Source organism: uncultured Prevotella sp., assembly GCF_946407605.1.
Lineage (GTDB): Bacteria > Bacteroidota > Bacteroidia > Bacteroidales > Bacteroidaceae > Prevotella.
Genome location: NZ_CAMJOS010000010.1, coordinates 45718 through 62093 on the forward strand (window position 1 = coordinate 45718; position 16376 = coordinate 62093).

11 protein-coding genes and 1 pseudogene are annotated in these 16376 nt (G+C 47.3%); 3 read left to right on the forward strand and 9 right to left on the reverse strand.

What is annotated here, in order from left to right:
* Positions 1-10: 10 nt before the first annotated feature.
* From Q0R57_RS06105 to Q0R57_RS06135, 8 genes and pseudogenes are all read right to left on the reverse strand, one after another.
* Positions 11-1120 (reverse strand): hypothetical protein, encoded by a 1110-nt coding sequence (locus Q0R57_RS06105; protein ID WP_294744717.1) that lies wholly within the window; start codon positions 1118-1120, stop codon positions 11-13.
* 171 nt (positions 1121-1291) lie between these two features.
* A complete protein-coding gene (locus Q0R57_RS06110; protein ID WP_294744720.1) occupies positions 1292-2470 on the reverse strand; it encodes a hypothetical protein in 1179 nt (392 codons plus the stop codon).
* 185 nt (positions 2471-2655) lie between these two features.
* A complete protein-coding gene (locus tag Q0R57_RS06115) occupies positions 2656-4422 on the reverse strand; it encodes a hypothetical protein (protein ID WP_294744723.1) in 1767 nt (588 codons plus the stop codon).
* Between the two features lie 679 nt (positions 4423-5101).
* Positions 5102-6850, reverse strand: coding sequence for a hypothetical protein (locus Q0R57_RS06120; protein WP_294744726.1), 1749 nt, complete (start codon positions 6848-6850; stop codon positions 5102-5104).
* Between the two features lie 63 nt (positions 6851-6913).
* A pseudogene (locus tag Q0R57_RS14740) lies at positions 6914-6967 on the reverse strand (lipoprotein); the annotation flags it as partial.
* 130 nt (positions 6968-7097) lie between these two features.
* Complete coding sequence (locus Q0R57_RS06125; RefSeq protein WP_294744728.1) at positions 7098-9557, reverse strand: hypothetical protein; 2460 nt, start codon at positions 9555-9557, stop codon at positions 7098-7100.
* A gap of 130 nt (positions 9558-9687) precedes the next feature.
* On the reverse strand, positions 9688-10839 hold the full coding sequence (locus tag Q0R57_RS06130) for a DUF5119 domain-containing protein (RefSeq protein ID WP_294744733.1): 1152 nt from the start codon (positions 10837-10839) through the stop codon (positions 9688-9690).
* Positions 10840-10843: 4 nt separating this feature from the next.
* Entirely contained in the window at positions 10844-12382 is a 1539-nt protein-coding gene (locus tag Q0R57_RS06135; RefSeq protein WP_294744735.1) for a DUF3575 domain-containing protein, read from the reverse strand.
* A gap of 319 nt (positions 12383-12701) precedes the next feature.
* Between Q0R57_RS06135 and Q0R57_RS06140 the strand changes: the two genes are divergently transcribed.
* Positions 12702-13496: a Nif3-like dinuclear metal center hexameric protein gene (locus Q0R57_RS06140; RefSeq protein ID WP_294744738.1), complete on the forward strand. Its 795-nt coding sequence runs from the start codon at positions 12702-12704 to the stop codon at positions 13494-13496.
* A gap of 58 nt (positions 13497-13554) precedes the next feature.
* Positions 13555-14415 (forward strand): C4-type zinc ribbon domain-containing protein, encoded by an 861-nt coding sequence (locus Q0R57_RS06145; RefSeq protein ID WP_294744739.1) that lies wholly within the window; start codon positions 13555-13557, stop codon positions 14413-14415.
* 6 nt (positions 14416-14421) lie between these two features.
* Here the strand turns inward: Q0R57_RS06145 and Q0R57_RS06150 are convergent, their stop codons facing one another.
* On the reverse strand, positions 14422-14868 hold the full coding sequence (locus Q0R57_RS06150) for a type I restriction enzyme HsdR N-terminal domain-containing protein (protein WP_294744741.1): 447 nt from the start codon (positions 14866-14868) through the stop codon (positions 14422-14424).
* 148 nt (positions 14869-15016) lie between these two features.
* Here Q0R57_RS06150 and holA point away from each other — a divergent pair, with 148 nt between their 5' ends.
* Positions 15017-16045, forward strand: coding sequence for a DNA polymerase III subunit delta (gene holA, locus Q0R57_RS06155; RefSeq protein ID WP_294744744.1), 1029 nt, complete (start codon positions 15017-15019; stop codon positions 16043-16045).
* Positions 16046-16376 lie beyond the last annotated feature (331 nt).

Genomic DNA, 16376 nt, shown 5'->3' on the forward strand with positions numbered 1-16376 from the left:
CCAAGAACTTTCAACTTTCCACTTTTACAGTTGGATTATCCAGATCCGGTTCCGACAGCATATACAGATACGTCGGCTGAACGGTCAGATTGATTGTATATCTGTGTCCGCGTTTTGCTGAGGTCTGACCAAGGAACAACTTAGTGATATCAAGCGTGTTCGTGGCCTTACAGTCCTTGCGGATGAGGTTATTATTCAAGTCATAGACATCGTAGGTGGTGGTCAGTTTCACCTTGGTGACTGCGTCGGGCATGAAGCTGCCCTGGAATGTCTTGTAGTCTGTGTTCAACTCCTCGCCGTCCTCGTTGGTATAGAAGGTGCCAGTGCCCGTCTCGGTGCCGCTAGGCGTAAAGACGATATTGGTGAGGGGGTTGTCGCCCGATGCGTTGGCCTCAATTGTGATGACTGCTTTCATCTTTTTCTTCGTTGGCGTGTCACCAGTGAAAGCCTGCAGACTCAGCTCCTTCAGCTTGATGGTGCGCAGGGCGTTATAGTCACGGTGTACTCTTATATTGAAGCGCATGGCGGCGTAGAGGTGGTCAAACAGCAGATAGACGTAGTTGCCGCCAGTACCGTCAGTGCCCGTGGTCCGGGCTTCATACCTGAAATCACCGCGCTTCAGTCCTGTGACGCTGTAGTCTGTCGGGTCAGCCTTATAGTCGTCCTTGCCGTTCTTGGCACCGATAATCACGCAGAGGTCATAACCCATCACGGTGTTCAGCTGCTCTAATGTCAGCACAGCACCGTCGGCATAGGTCTTGCCCGCACCCGTCAGATGCTCAATCTTTGGCTCCACGAAATCCTCGTGAGGAATGTAGCCATAGAGGTAATAGCTCGTTGCCTCCAGGTTCTTCTTGCTCACGCGCCATTTGCCGCTACTCTTATAGAAGAACTCCTCTTCCATATTCTCTTTATAGTCATTGTCCGACTCTCCATCCTTCTGCTCTCTGGCGAAGAACACGCTGATGGGCATGTCTGCCAGAATCTCGTCGATGCTATAGTCCGAGGGCGGTATCCAGCCTCTGGTAATACCATTGGCCTCCTCAAAACCAGACACATAGCCGTTGACCTCCAGCGAGGTCATCTCCGGTGCAGTCTCGTCGTCAGACGAGCAACCCATAAGAAGTGAAGAGTGAAGAGTGAAGAGTGAAGAATTTGCTACCGCCAATAGGAGGCTATACCTGATATTGTGAGAGCATAGCTCAACTAGATGCCGAGTTGCTCTCTGCATCTTGTCAACTATAGTAGCTATGTTAATTCTTTTCTTCATTCTTAACTCTTAACTCTTAACTCACCAATTGTACACATCATGGTCCTTTGTCATCTCTGTCCAGGATGTAAAGGCCGACTGTACCAGCTCTATCTCAACGCCACCCTGCTCGGTAATCTTAAAGATATAGGTGTAGCTGTATCCGGGCTTCCACTGCATAAACTCGGCCGGCACCACTGCCGTCTTATCCTCAGTGTCCTTAGCCATCCTGATGGTCATCGTATAGCTGCCCTGAGGATTGTTGGGGTCAATAGGCAGTACCGTGTACCATTTCTCTGTGCCATCGACGATATACTCCTCAGTGAAGGCTTCGAGCGTCTCACCTGTTTCCGGAGTGGCCTCTGGCGTCACACTATATGATTCTTCTATCTCGTTTCCAGTCAACGGGTATCTCACCGTGAAGCTGCCTATCAGGGCAATCTCCTTAGTGGTGTCCGTCGGCTTGAATGACTTTGTCTTAATCTTGTTGCCCTCCTGTTCGAAAGAGTAGGTAAACATAAACCTTACTCTCGCAAAGGGCTTCATAAACTCCAGCTGCACGGGCTTCCCGAACAGACGGGTGGGGTAGTCCGCCTCATTTCCCGTTGAGAACCACAGCTTGCTGAAGAACGGCGTTGCCGCAATGTTGGCAACCATCTTTTCCTCGGCAGTGCCATCACCATCTCTTACTGATGACGCATTTGCCGTAAACTCAAACTTATAAGTCTCATTATTGGTCCCGTAGGCCCCAGTCAGTCCTCCAGTTACTCCAAAGAACCTATATGCCTTGGCTCCCCAGTCCCAGTACTTGATGGTCTGTTCCGGGTCGCCACCCGTTTCCTGTGCCACATACTCCCAGCCGTTAGTGTTGCTGGTTGTGGTGGCGGCGCTGCCGTCAATCCAGTTAACGGTATAGCCTGGGAACACCGTCTGGTAAGTGCTGTATGGTGTCCCGTCCGGGCCATCGTTCTTATAGCCCCACACCTTAAAGGTGGTAGTGCTCTCGCTCAGCGGCGTAGCGGCTCGGGTCATCCCATAAGCCCTGGCTCCAGCGCCTCCGTTGTTCACCGCCGTTTCCTCACCCTCTTTTGCAGAGAAGGCAATCGGCGTGCCAGTTACGGGCACATCCTGCTCGTCCGAGTCATCGGAAGAGCAACAGCTCCAGGCCATGCCCATCAGCATCACCATCGCCATCCAAATGATATGTCCGTATTTCTTCATATTCTTATTCTCTTTTTGTTTTCTTGTCTTATTCTTTTCTTGTCTTCTTGTCTTACATCTTCCCTCTTCCCTCTTCCCTCTTACATCTTCCTTCTTCCATCTTACCTCTTCCTTCTTATTCTTTCGCTTCTCCTTCCCGCCCGCCGAGGCTTAATCCTCGGCGGGCTAGGGGAGAGCGTTAGAGATTAATCAACGACCTTGATAATCTTATAATACTTTTTATTGCTGTCAGAGGTATCAATAAATTCAAAGGCATAGATACCTGCTGATGTCGGTGTGAACTTAGCACAATTGTTGTTAGTTCCATCAATGTCAATAGCATCTCCTGTGGGAGAGTCTGTTGCTAGTATTGATGAGACGGCAGTGAGGGTTGGTACACCGGTAGTAGTGACTATCAGCGATTTCATGCCTGCACCAGTGACTGTCCAAGTTGTTGGTGTGGATTCATTATCCTTAGTACCATGTTCCAGTGCATTAGCGACACTTGCTTCAGTGATCTCCTGAGTAGCAGCACCATCACCTGTAGTATTAGTCACAAGATAGAGTTTAGCATTGGTTCCAACAGTCAGCGTCTGTAAAGTTCCGCTCTTATCAACCACAACATAGATGTTGCTGCTCTTCTTATATTCGGCAGTTGCTGCAGCTGTCGGATTAACACCCTTAGCGTAGGTCGTAATGCTGGGAATGCTAACTGTTGTAATAGTCTCCTGACTGCCATCCTGAGCATCGGTAACTGTGGCATCAAGAGTAATGGGATATAGACCTATAATGGAACCTGTAGTGGTATTTGTATTATCGCTAATCTTAAAAATATAGGTATACTTGTAGTTGGGCTTCCATTGTGCATAAGCTGCAGGGATAACGGCTGTTGCTCCAGTACAAGTAATCTCTTCACCAGTTTTGTCACGAGAAACAAGGGTGAAATCCATCTTCAGATTCAGAGCATTTGAGTTTTGAGGGTTTGGAAGGACAGTAATGACGTCAGTGGAGGTCGCAGCATTAGAAGTACGACCGAGATAATTACCTGTTGCTTCTTCATATTCCTTAGTAGCATAGTTTGATAATGTAGAACTGAACGTATTGATTTTTGTATCAGTTGTTGGAGCAGGGGAAGTCGTCTCTAATGCTAATTGAGGCTTGCCATTTGTGTCAAAAGTAATTTTATACTGACCACCTATAGGAATATTGCTTCCGTAGAGGGCAGGAGTTGTTGTAGAAGTTCCTGTAGCAGCAGGATAGAATTTTACGTCTTTCACAGAATATCCTGGAATTGTTTCATAGAACTTAAGTTCTACTTTTGACAAGAAAGATAGAAACTCAAGTTGAACCTCAGTAGGAGAAGTTGAAGAAGGTACGATAATCTTCTTATTGGAGATGTAGCATTCGCCAAGTTGATTTGCAGTACCTTCCAGCGTATAAGTGGATGCAGCAAGTGCAGATGCTTTTGCATAAGTCTTAGGATCTCCTGTTCCTTTTCCCAATGAATATGCAAAGAAATCATACTGGCTAGCGTTGTAATCCCAATACTTGATAGACTGATCAATACCAGTTGCTGTTGCATTACTAGCAACACCATTATTATTTAATACAATTGGGGACGTAGTTCCATCTGTTGTAGTTCCATATGGTAGGTTCTTGTAGTTTACATATTCCCATCCAGCAGAGTTGGATTCTGTTGTCAGTTGGGTGTTAGCAACAAAGTTAACCTGATAATTATCAAATACTGTCTGAGGAGTACTACTAACAGTTTTATAACCGAACAAAACGAAATTATTGTTCAGTGAAGTTGCGGCACTAGAGCCTCCTGCTCTCGTTACAGTAGCTGTTTCCATGTTGAAGCTAATAGCTCCACCATCATTGGTTAGTAGGCTCTGGTCTCCTACATAGCTTTCGTCTGTGCAGCCTGCCAGGGTTGTCAAGGCGATTGCTGCGAAGAATAGTTTCTTCTTCATACTCATTACGTTTAGTTAATATTGTTGTTATTTCTTTTTACTATTTTGTTACTTACATCTTTTTTGCTGGATCACTAAGAAAAACTTTTTCTCTAACTAGGGAATTTTTTCTCCCTAACCTACGCGTAAAAACGCCCTTTTCTCATAGAGTCCCTCATTGTTAATTTTTTTCTTTTGTCACACAGATATCACAGATAACACAGATATGAATTCGTGCAATTCGTGAAATTCTTGCGTCCCTTCGGTAGCAAGCGAGCAAAGCTCGAGCGCGTGGTTCTTTTTCTTTATCTGTTTAATCCGTTCCATCTGTGGTCGTTGTTTCTATTCGTTTTAATTTGTTGTAGCGCTGAGGCCCGGACTCTTACGCGTACCTTATTTATATATGGGTCAGTCTTTCGGGTTCCACCCTTGCGGCCTATCCCTTTCACCCTTGGGAGGTATCCCTTTCAAACTTTCCCATTTTCTGTTCTATTTTCTTGTTCTTTTTACTTTTTTCTTTGTAACCAAGTGGGGAGTCGAACCCCACTTGGTTTGGGGAATCCCTGCTGATGAGTCGCGCTCGAGCTTGCTCGCTTCGCTCTGCGAAGAACCTCGACAGGGTTGTTTTTACTTAACCAAGGGAGTCGCGCTCGGCTATGCCGCTTCGCTCAGCGAAGAACCCCACTTGGCTATGAAATGATTAGTTAACTACCTTGATGACCTTAACGCCATAAACACCATTATTCTCAATGTACTTGGTATAGTACTTGGTGCCTGGTGCAGCTGTTCCTGAGGCAGCAGTATAAGCAGAGCCATCATATGTGTATAGACCTGTTACATCATCACCAACAGCTTTTGTCACTTCTTGGTATTTGTTAACGGGACTGCTAGCAGCTGTCTTGGTATAAACGAAAGCATATGTTCCTGCAGAAGCAAATGCTTTCAACTTACCTACAGTACCAACTGTTAATCCAGTAATCTTATTACCATCAACAAGAGGAATCTCTGTTTCTGTAAGGCCGACACCATCTGTAACAGGAGTTAAAGTGATTTCATTGCGGCCTACATATGTTTCACTTGTGTTAGATACGTATGTATTCAAAGCATCCAATACTTCTGCCTCTGTAGCACCTGCTTTCGATACAGTATAAAGAACAGCCTTACCAGTCATGTCAAGAAGTGTTCCATCCTCAGTTACTGTCACATAAACAACATCACTTGTTTTGTACTCATTGTTAGTTGTTACGTTAGAAGTAACTGAATAGGTGGTAATACTTGGAGTGGCAACAGTAGTGATGGTTTCTTGAGTATTTTCTTCAGAGTCAACAACAACAGCATCAAAGGTAATAGGATAGAGACCTTCAGGACCTGTAGCAACATCTGTTTTACCATTGGTGTTGTCGGAAATCTTAAAGATGTAGGTGTAAGCATAGTTGCTCTTCCACTGTGTGTACTGAGCAGGAACCAGTGCTGTAGCACCATGAACGGTGATTTCTTCACCAGAGCCATCAGTAGATTCCAATGTGTAGTCAACTTTCAAAGTAAGAACAGAACCTGACTCATTTGGCAATACAATAGAATATTCACCAGCAGACTTACCAGTCTCTACAGCCCAAGTAGGCTGTGCAGAATTACGAGCAAGCCAAATATTACCAGTTGTCTTCTCATAGTTTTCCTTTGCACCATAAGTCAGAGTACCATACGTCTGGTTGGCTGTTTTTGTTCCCTCTGAGGCAAAAGAGATATGAGCCTTGTTGTAGTCCGCATCGCCTTTATTGGCTGAGCCGACAGTTGGGAAATAAACAGTACTAGTACCTGTAGAAGGTAGCACAGCACTTGCAGCATAGAGAGCTACAGTTCCTGCAGCTGTTCCGCTGGCTGAAGGATAGAACTGCACATTCTTTACTGAATAGCCAGGAATGGTCTCATACAAACCTACGCGAATCTTGGCAACGAGGGCGCGGAAAGTGAGGTTGACTTGCTGTTGGTATTCAGGAAGTCCCGTTACCTTTGGATTATAGGCAGTAACCAGGTCAGAGATGTAAACCTTTGCTAAATCAGATGCGCTACCTGTAAAGGTGTAAGCAGCAGAAGTCAGAGTTGCATCGTGAGCAAGAGAAGATACCGTTGCAGAACCGCCGCCCAAAGAATAGGCCCAGAAGTCATACTGCTTGGCTGCATAGTCCCAGTACTTGATAGTCTGCGCTTTAGCCTCTGTTTTGCCTGAAAGTATAGCCTGACCTACATACTCCCAGTTTGCAGTATTAGACAAGGTTTTGTCTGCGGTATTCTTTGTCCAGTTAACGTTGTAGTTATCGAAAACCTCAACAACAGAACTTCCAACAGTTTTGATACCCTCAACAACAAAATTATTGTTCAACTTACCAGCAGCATCAGCGCCAACATGATTGCCAGCACGGGTAATAGCTTTGGCACTAGAGTTAAACATAATGGCTCCACCATAGTTCTCATTCGGGTTGGGGCTATTGCTTTCCCCCACGAAGGTGTCGTCAGAGCAACTGGCTAACGCTACGAGAGCAGTTGCGAATAATAAATACTTTTTCATAAGCAAATATGTTATTAGTTATTTTATATTTTTTCTTTTTGCACGTTGAGGCCCGGCCTTTCCGTGCATGAACCTTATTTATAATAGGAGTCCATCTGGGAGTCGAACCCAGATGAACCTATAGAGAGTTTTATTGCACCTTGATAACCTTGACGTAGTATTCACCATCGTTCTTGGTGTACTTGTCGAAGTAGGTCTGACCAACGATAGCGGTTTCAGTAGCGCCACAAGCCACCTTAGCGGCAGTAGTGTCTTGGATGAACCAACCCTTAACCTGCTGAGGCAGAATGACACAGTAGATGTATTTGTCATTTACTGAATCATAATAGTAGTAGGCTGTACCATCTTGAGGAGTTGCATCGGTGTTTGCAACATAAGTACCAGGAGTAGTACCCTCAACAAAGAGAGAGCCGCCAAAGTCTGCATAGTTGACATTGTGGGCAGCTGTATAGCTCATGCCATTGTTGGTGGTGTAATAATATGTCACCTCAGACTTTGCATAACCGCTGGCAATGGTGTTACCTGCAGCATCCAGATAGAGGTTGTTCACACCCTGTCCGATGAATACGTTCGCCTCTATACTATAATTGGGAACAATGTATGAGAAGTACTTCACACCCTTCTGAGCATCGAAGTATTCAGTAGTGATATCGTCGCTTGCATCACCAGGGGTACCATTATCGTCAACATGATGGTAGCTATAAGGAGCAGCGGCATAAGCATAGCGATAGTAACCAGACACACCACTCAAAGAAGGTATGCTAATTGGCTCGAAATAGTCAGTGGTTGTAGTAGAAGCCGTCTTTGTATATACGAAAGCATAGGTCGTGTTGGCAGCTGGTCTGAAACGCAGAGCCTGGTCGGTACCAACAGTTATTGCATTGCCGTCAGCTCCGAACTGTACGCTGTTGGTAAGGGCATACTTGTCGGCTGCATCAATGTTAGTGATGTCTGCTACAGCAGTTGCCTGAGTCAGCACGAGACCGCTACGTCCCTTGATGGTACCAGCGGCAGCATCGTCGTCCTGCATCTGCAGGGCGTCAACAACCTCAGCCTCGGTCTTGCTTGCGGGAATGGTGTAGAGAGCAGCCTTGCCAGTAAGCGTTACAAGAGCATCACCTTCGTTGACGGTAACAAAGATGTCCTGACCATTAACGGTATACTCGTCAGCGTTAACTACAGTAGACTTCTGCTGATAAGTAGTGATGCTGGGAGTCATCACGGTGGTGATGGTCTCCTGAGTAGCATCGTTGTCCTCTGCATTCTCAACTACAGCATCGAAAGTAATGGGGTAGAGGCCTGCCGGGTCGCTGTTGACAGTTGCATCGTCAGCTTGAGTGGGGTCATAGACGCCAGTGCGACCGTTGGTCTTGTCACTAATCTTAAATAAATAGGTGTAAGCATAGCCCGGTTTCCATGTCGTGTAGATGCTGGGCACCTGGGCCTTGGCGTTCTTAACATGAATCTCTTCACCACCTCCATCGATAGCCTCAAGAGTGAAATCAACACGGAGGTTGAGGTTTGCACCTGTTTCATTGGGAAGATAGATGACATAGTAGTTGTTAGCAGCATCACCTGCGAAAGAAGCAGTGCTCGAAGTTCGTCCGAGGAATTTTGTTCCTTTCTTCTCACCTTCCTCAGCAATAGTGTAGTTCAATCCGCCCCATTTAATAGTGGTAGTCTGAGTTACGCCTGATTTGGGGGCAAATGTCACGTGTGCTTTGTTGTCATCTGTAGCTGAAGAACCATCTACAGAAGGGAAGGTAACGGTGTATGTACCCTCGGTGTAGATATCTGCACCAGCAGAGAAAAGGGTTGCATCATCAACAATCTGATCGGCATCCAATACACCACCTGTTTTTGTTAGAAGTCCACCCTTTGTGTAGAACTTCACATCTTTTACACTATAGCCAGGAATGGTCTCATAGATACCAATACGTACCTTGGTTCCGAGCTGACGGAAAGACAGCTTAACAGGGTCATCGCCATATTGTGCCTTTTTCACTGTAGTGAGGTCTGAAATATAGCATTGGCTGAGGTCATCGGCAGTACCTGTAAAAGTATAAGCTCCGGTAGCTGTAGCGTTGGGATCAATAGCAGAAACCAAAACCTGTCCGCCTGCGGGATTGCCTTCGAAAATAGCCGTCTTGGAACCTGTTGACCATGCAATGAAATCATACTGGTCAGCATAATAGTCCCAGTACTTAATGGTCTGGCGAGTAATGCCGTGATCAATGGCAGGCTTAATACGTCCCTTGCCCACATACTCCCAGTTAGCCACATTACTCTCTGTGGTATGGGCTGTGTTTTCTGTGTATTCTACCAAATAGTTGTCAAAAACAACAACGCCATCGGTGGCAGCAGTGGAACTACCTTTCTTTCCTGCTACTACAAACTTATAGTTAAGTTTTTCAGCAGCGTCCTTGCCGATGTAATCGGCACGGGTCATACCTTTGTTCAGCGAACTGAACACAATGGGCCTCTCTACTTCCGGGTTAGTAACGGGAGCATTCTCGGCAAGCTCATCGCCAGTGCAGCTAAAAAGCGCTACGCTTGTTAGGGCTGCGAAGATTAAATAGACTTTTTTCATAACTGTACAGTTTTAATTATTTGTTCTTTTTTTTCTCTTTTTGTTCTCTCCTTTTTGACTCTTGACTCGTATTCATTGGTCTTAAGCCACGTTATTCTTAGTTTTTATTGTCATTCCTCCTTCATGTTTGTTACATTTCAAATTCGTGGGTGCCGCCGTCCTCGTAGTCCTGAACCACGGCATCGAAACCGGAGCCGCCGGAGCGGGTGGGTATCGGGATGGTATCTACGTCCAGCTCCACCGTAATCACACCACCTTTATACTTATTGCGTATCTGGTCGGTGACGTCGAACACGAAGGTGCTGTCGATACCGTTGTTGAACTGCATGGTGAAGTCCATATAATGGCGGTGGGCATCGCGAACTTCGCTGGCGCGGCTGATGCTGTTGGCCTTGATGCCACAGATGCCGAAGGTCAGGAGGCGACCACCAATGATATCAACCAACTCGTCTTGTTTCTTGCACCCCTTCTTCAGGTTGGCGTTGAAATAGACGGTGATGGCGTCGTTGCCGGCACGTCCGGAGTTCAGCGTCGTGCTGCGGGCCATGCCTGAGAGGTCGGCAGTACCGTCGATGCTGGAGATGCGACCGTTGTTGTGGTGCAGAATCACCTGGGTTAAATATATATAGGTGATGGGCTTCAGCACCATCTTCAGCGTTCGTACCCAGATATTGCGGTCCTCGTCGTAAACAAAGCCGTCCAGGCTGCGATTGATCTCGATGGCCTGCTCGTAGGCAGCAAACAGCGGCTCGGGCTCGTAGAAAGCATGGGTGTAGCGAGGGGCGTTATAGCGACTGCTGTGCATGCTCTGGTTGGTATAGGCGGTGACAGAGTCGAGAGTTGCATCCTCGTCGATGATAAGGCTCTGCACACCGTCGCTGGTCTGGATGTCGTTCCACAGCAGCAGGTCCCAGTAACCGAAGTCGTACATGCCCTGATAGTGGGTGCCGTGGATAGAGTCGACAATCACGCCGGTATGGGGTGCCAGCGGCGTCTCGCCAGTATAGTAGCGGCGCACCTGGAATACGGAAGGCGTGGTGTAGCCTATCTCGCCGAACATCTCGATGTCGTTGGCGTCCCAGCCGTAGTACCACTCGGTTTCCCAGTGGTATTCCACGCCGAAGTCCATCTCGTAGTCCCAATATACCTCGAGGTCCATATCAACCATAGGCAGGTCCATCGTTGCCTCCTGAGCATCGTAGAGGTGCAACGGCGGCTCGGGGGTGCAGCCCATGAGGCTGATGGGTCCCAGGAGGCCAATGAAGCCAAAGAGTAATCTCATCGTCTTACTCATGGGACCTCCTTTCTTTATTACTCAGACTCAAACCGCTGCTGTGCACGTTCTTCTTGCGATACAGCAGGTCGTAGCTCAGGGTGATGCCAACGCGGGTGGGGCCCAGCCAGTTCCAGCGGTACTGGCGCTTCTTGAAATACTCGGGCTTCTGACTCCATTTATAATAATAGAGGTTGTCGCGGAAGGCGGGGTTCACGGGGTTCTCGTACTGGTAGGGGTCGTACTTACAATGGAAATAGCCCAGCTGCACACCCAGCTCCAGCTTCCAGTGACCACTGCGGGTGATTGGCATCACATAACCTGCTCCAATGCCGGCTCCGGCACCTTCGCCCACCCAGCCGCGGTTCTCGTCGAAGCAGATGCCGAATACCGTACCGTGGACATAGCCCTGCAGGTAGAAACCTGTGTAGGCTTTCTTGTTATAGACCTCGTTCTCGCCGTAGACTCCCGTAGGTGCTTTGGCTCCCTTCGTATAATAGCGGACCTCGGCCTGCCAGTTTCTTCCCTGGAAATACTTATGGGCGTCGTAATCCTGCCACCAAGGCATATCCAACGAGGCACCATAGGTGAGATGACCGCTCTGGGGATAGTACTCTAAAGCCAAATTGGGGATGGGGCACCAGCGGTCGTAACCTGGCATATAGGCGAAGTCCAACAGCAGGTTGGTCTTCACTGCCAGCATCTTCCTGCGGGGCTCTTCCGGACGCTCGGGCACTTCTTCCCAGATGGTGTCGCCTTCAAGCAGATCGGTGGCCAGTGTGTCTGCCATCAGTGTGTCGGGCTTGATAGGCTCGGGCTCTGGCAGTATAGGTTCTGGCTCCTGATACTTGCGGAAGAACAGCATGATGCGGGCAGAACGCAACTGCGGGTAGTAGGTCCTTAATAGGCGCCTCCACAACTTGCCCTGGCGGGCATTCATCAGGGCTCTCTTCAGACGATCGTGGTCGTTGTTGGGCAGGTACTTGTCGCACAGTCCCTTCACGTATTCGTAGTCGGGATCGTCGATCTTCTTCATGGCAATGCAGAGCGAACGATAGTCCTCTATATCGTAGTCCAGCGTGATGCTCTCGGGGGTGAGGGCCTTCTTGCTGCCTACAGAATCGCTCAGGCCGTTGAAGGTTAGGCGCTTGGTGATAAAGTCGGTCAGAGCCTTGGCACGATTCTGACTCAGGCGCTTATTGTTCAGATAAGGACCTTCGGGCGAGGCGGCACCACGAATCACAATAGCCACCAACTCCAGACTGTCGGCATTGATGTGGGGCAGTACAACCTGCTCCAGTTCCTCCAGGGTCTTGTCGTTCTTGGGCAGACCGTATTTGTTGACTGGGAATACCACCTTCGCACAGTTGTCGTAGAAGTCCTCGTCGGTGAGTTGGATGGAGTCCTCGCTCTCCACAAAACGGATGTAAGAATATTTTTCGTAGAAGGCGGCATCTGACAAAACGATCAACGTAGCAGCAACGGCAGATAGCACGGATGTCACTGCTATCAGCACGATGAGAATGATATGTCGCTGCACGTAGTTATTCATTTTAACTCCTTTTTAATTCGCAAAGATAGCATTTTTTTTTATAATAAAGTACGCGTGATAGTGATTTTAATACAAGTCTTAACATAATTTAAGAAAAACGTCACGGAGGAGAGGGTTTTCTTATCCTAAAACGTAAATAAAAGCCCAAATGAGGTGTCTTTTGTTTAAAGGCTTTTTTCTATGAAAATAGGACAAACAGGGGTGGAGTATGGATCGGACTGGAGTCTAATGGCTACTGTTAAATTTACTTTATTTTAGATGTTTTTCTTTTGCGAAACGGAAAAGATTTTGTACCTTTGTGCCGAAATTGCGAAATAGCGTGAAAATAAAACAAGTGCTGAGCGCCCTTGAACAGTTCGCGCCCCTGCCGCTGCAGGAAAGTTGGGATAATGCTGGCTTGCAGATTGGATTGACAGAGGCGGAGGTTTCAGGGGCATTATTGTGTCTGGACGTCACCGAGAAAGTCATCGATGAAGCCATCGCCAAGGGGTGCAACCTCGTGGTGAGCCATCATCCGTTGCTCTTCCGTGGATTGAAACAGGTGAGCGATGCCAATGATGTGCAGCGTACCGTCAGAAAGGCCATCAAGGCTGATATCTGCGTCATCTCCATGCACACCAATATGGATAATGCAAAGGGTGGGGTGAACTTCAAAATCGCAGAGCGCCTCGGGGCTAAATGTCACACAGAAGGTAAAGGTCACACAGATTTCACAGATAACACAGATGTTAAGGTGCCAATGGTGGTGGCAGAACTGCCGGAGGCGATGGAGGCAAGGGCCTTTATTGAATTGGTGAAGGAAAGGTTTGGCGTGAAATGCGCACACTGCAATGAGCTGTTACAGAGGCCGATACGGAAGGTGGCCATCTGCGGTGGGGCAGGGGACTTCATGCTCGACGAGGCCATCGCAAAGGGGGCCGACGCCTTCATCACTGGCGAGATGCACTATCACCAGTATTTCGGACACGAACAGCAGATTCAGATCTGCGTCATTGGTCACTACGAGAGCGAGCAGTTTACGACGGAAATTTTCCAGGATATCATCCACCAAGCGTGTCCTGGTGTCCGCACCGAAATCGCCGCCACAAACACCAATCCGATAATATATGTTTAATAGGGAAACGAATGAGAATAATTAAAATAATTTTATCCACGAATAATTAAAGAAAATTATGGCAAAAAAAGATGCAACAGACTTGTCTGTGGAAGAGAAGCTGAAGACGCTCTTCCTGCTGCAGACGGCTCTCTCGGCTATCGACGAGAAGAAAGCTCTGCGTGGTGAACTGCCCCTCGAGGTAGAGGACCTGGAGGCTGAGATTGAAGGCCTGAACACTCGTGTAGAACGCATTCAGAGCGAAATCGACGAGTTCGAACGCGCCATCTCGCAGAAGAAAGCTGAGATCATCGAGTCACAGAACAACGTGGAGCGCTACAAGCAGCAGCTCAATGATGTGCGTAACAACCGTGAGTACGACACCCTGTCGAAGGAAATCGAGTTCCAGTCGCTGGAAATCGAGCTCTGTAACAAGAAAATCAACGAGGCACAGCGTCGTATCGCCGAGAAACAGGAGGAACTGCAGGCTAACCAGTCCGTGATGGACGAGAAGCAGGCTGACCTGGATCTGAAGCGCAGCGAGCTGGATGAAATCATGGAGGAGACACGTGCCGAAGAGGATAAGCTCAAGGAGAAGGCACACGAGTACGAGTCAAAGATCGAGGCCCGTCTGCTCACCTCTTTCAAGCGTATCCGTAAGAATGCCCGCAATGGACTGGGCATCGTTTATGTGCAGCGTGATGCCTGCGGTGGTTGCTTCAATAAGATTCCGCCCCAGCGTCAGTTGGATATCAAGATGCACAAGAAAGTCATCGTTTGCGAGTACTGCGGACGTATCCTCATCGATCCCGAGCTGGCTGGCGTGAAGACCGAGAAGCCCGCTGAGGAGAAGAAGTCACGTCGCCGCAGCAGCACGGGTGGCTCTGTTCGCCGCTCTTCTACCTCGAAGAAGGCCACAGACGCCAACGATATGATCTAAAAGGCTCTAAAGAATGTCGTAGCTGGGAATTTCGGGAAGGAATTCCCAGCTATGTTTTTCGTAGTCCATACGACAGCAGAAATGCTGTAAACCATTGGAAATCACCAGATAATCGACGTGCAGCAGACGGTTATAGACGGATATCTGGTCAAACACTTGCTGCGTAATCTCTACATCAGGCGCTTTATACTCGATAATCATCTGGGGCTGCATGGCCTTATCATATAATAAGGAATCGCAACGCAGCTTCTTTTCTCCTACACGCAACTCCACCTCGTTGGCCAGCAGACCCTTGGGATAGCCCTTCTGCTCTATCAGAAAATGCACAAAATGCTGGCGAACCCATTCCTCGGGCGTCAGAGCCACCCATTTTCGACGCAGAAAGTCGAAAATCTGGCGATGCCCGTTATGCTCGCGCCATTTTATTTCGTATGGAGGCAGGTTTATTTCCATTTTTATTTGCTATTTTTCGTGCTTATTCGTAACTTTAAGTTACACTTGAAGATACTTTCGCTCGGAAAAACTCAAATGAATTTGGTTTTTCGCTCACTTATTCGTATCTTTGCAACCGCAAAGGTACAAAATATCTTTCAAACAAACAATGGCAGAGACCAAAAATGTGACTTACAACAGCATTATGACTGACCTACAGGCGGGTAAATACCAGCCTGTGTACTACCTCATGGGCGAGGAGTCGTACTATATCGACAAAATTTGCGATTATATCGCAGAACATGCCCTACAGCCAGAGGAACGCGACTTTAACCAGACCATCTTCTTTGGTAGCGATGTCAGCGCCTCGCAGATTGCCGACGCCGCACGACGCTATCCGATGATGGCTGAAAGACAGGTGGTCATCGTAAAAGAAGCGCAGAACTTGAAGAATACGGAGGCGCTGGAGAAGTACTTAAAGCAGCCCTCACAGACTACCATACTTGTCATCTGTCATAAAAACGGTAAAATTGACGGCAGAAAACGCGAATATGTGAAGCTGATACAGCAGGCTGGCGTACTTTTTGAGAGCCAGAAGCTGAAAGATCGCGACCTGCCGGCATTTATCGAGAACTACGTCAAGCAAAAGAATGCTTCTATCGACCCGAAATCAACTCAACTCATCGCTGATGCCATCGGCGCTGACCTGAGTCGCCTGACTGGCGAGCTCGACAAGGTGCTCATCAGTCTGCCTGAAAACAATAAACGGATTACGCCGCAGGTGGTGGAGGACCAAATAGGGGTGAGCAAGGACTTTAACGGTTTCGAGTTGAGAGATGCTATCGTAAACCGGAATGTTTTCAAAGCAAATCAGATAATCAATTATTTTGACAAAAATCCGAAGGCTGGTAGCATCTACTCTTTTCTCCCGTTGCTCTTTAATTACTTCCAGAATTTAATTATTGCGTGGTACGCACCAAATAGAGGAAGCCAAGAGGCTGTAGCTGAGTGGTTAGAATTGAGATCTCCATGGGCTGCCAAAGAGTACATGACTGGCATGAGAAATTTCTCTGCGATGAAAACCATGCAGATAATTTCAAAACTACGCGAAATAGATGCCAAAAGTAAGGGCTTAGACAACCCAAATACCCCTCCAGGGGAGCTGATGAAAGAACTTATTTTTTACATTTTGCACTAAAAAGGCATCTTTTACTACCTGTTTTTCTCTAGAATGAGCACTCGCCAAGAGTGCTTTTTTTGACCCTAAATGCCTGTAAAATCAGGCGTTTAGCTCCAAATAACTACCCTCATATTTTAAAAATTTTCAGCCTCCTGGCCGTCGGCCGGAAATATTTCAAGCACGGCAAAATTGGCCTAATTTGTCCTCTTCAGATTTAGCGTTAAACTTTTTTATGATTCATATATCTGAACTTTGAATCTTTAAAATGTTTAATTCTTAAATCATCAGTTACGTGATTTAAATATTAATACGTAAACTTTTTAAATTTAAATGCTTAAATATATAGATT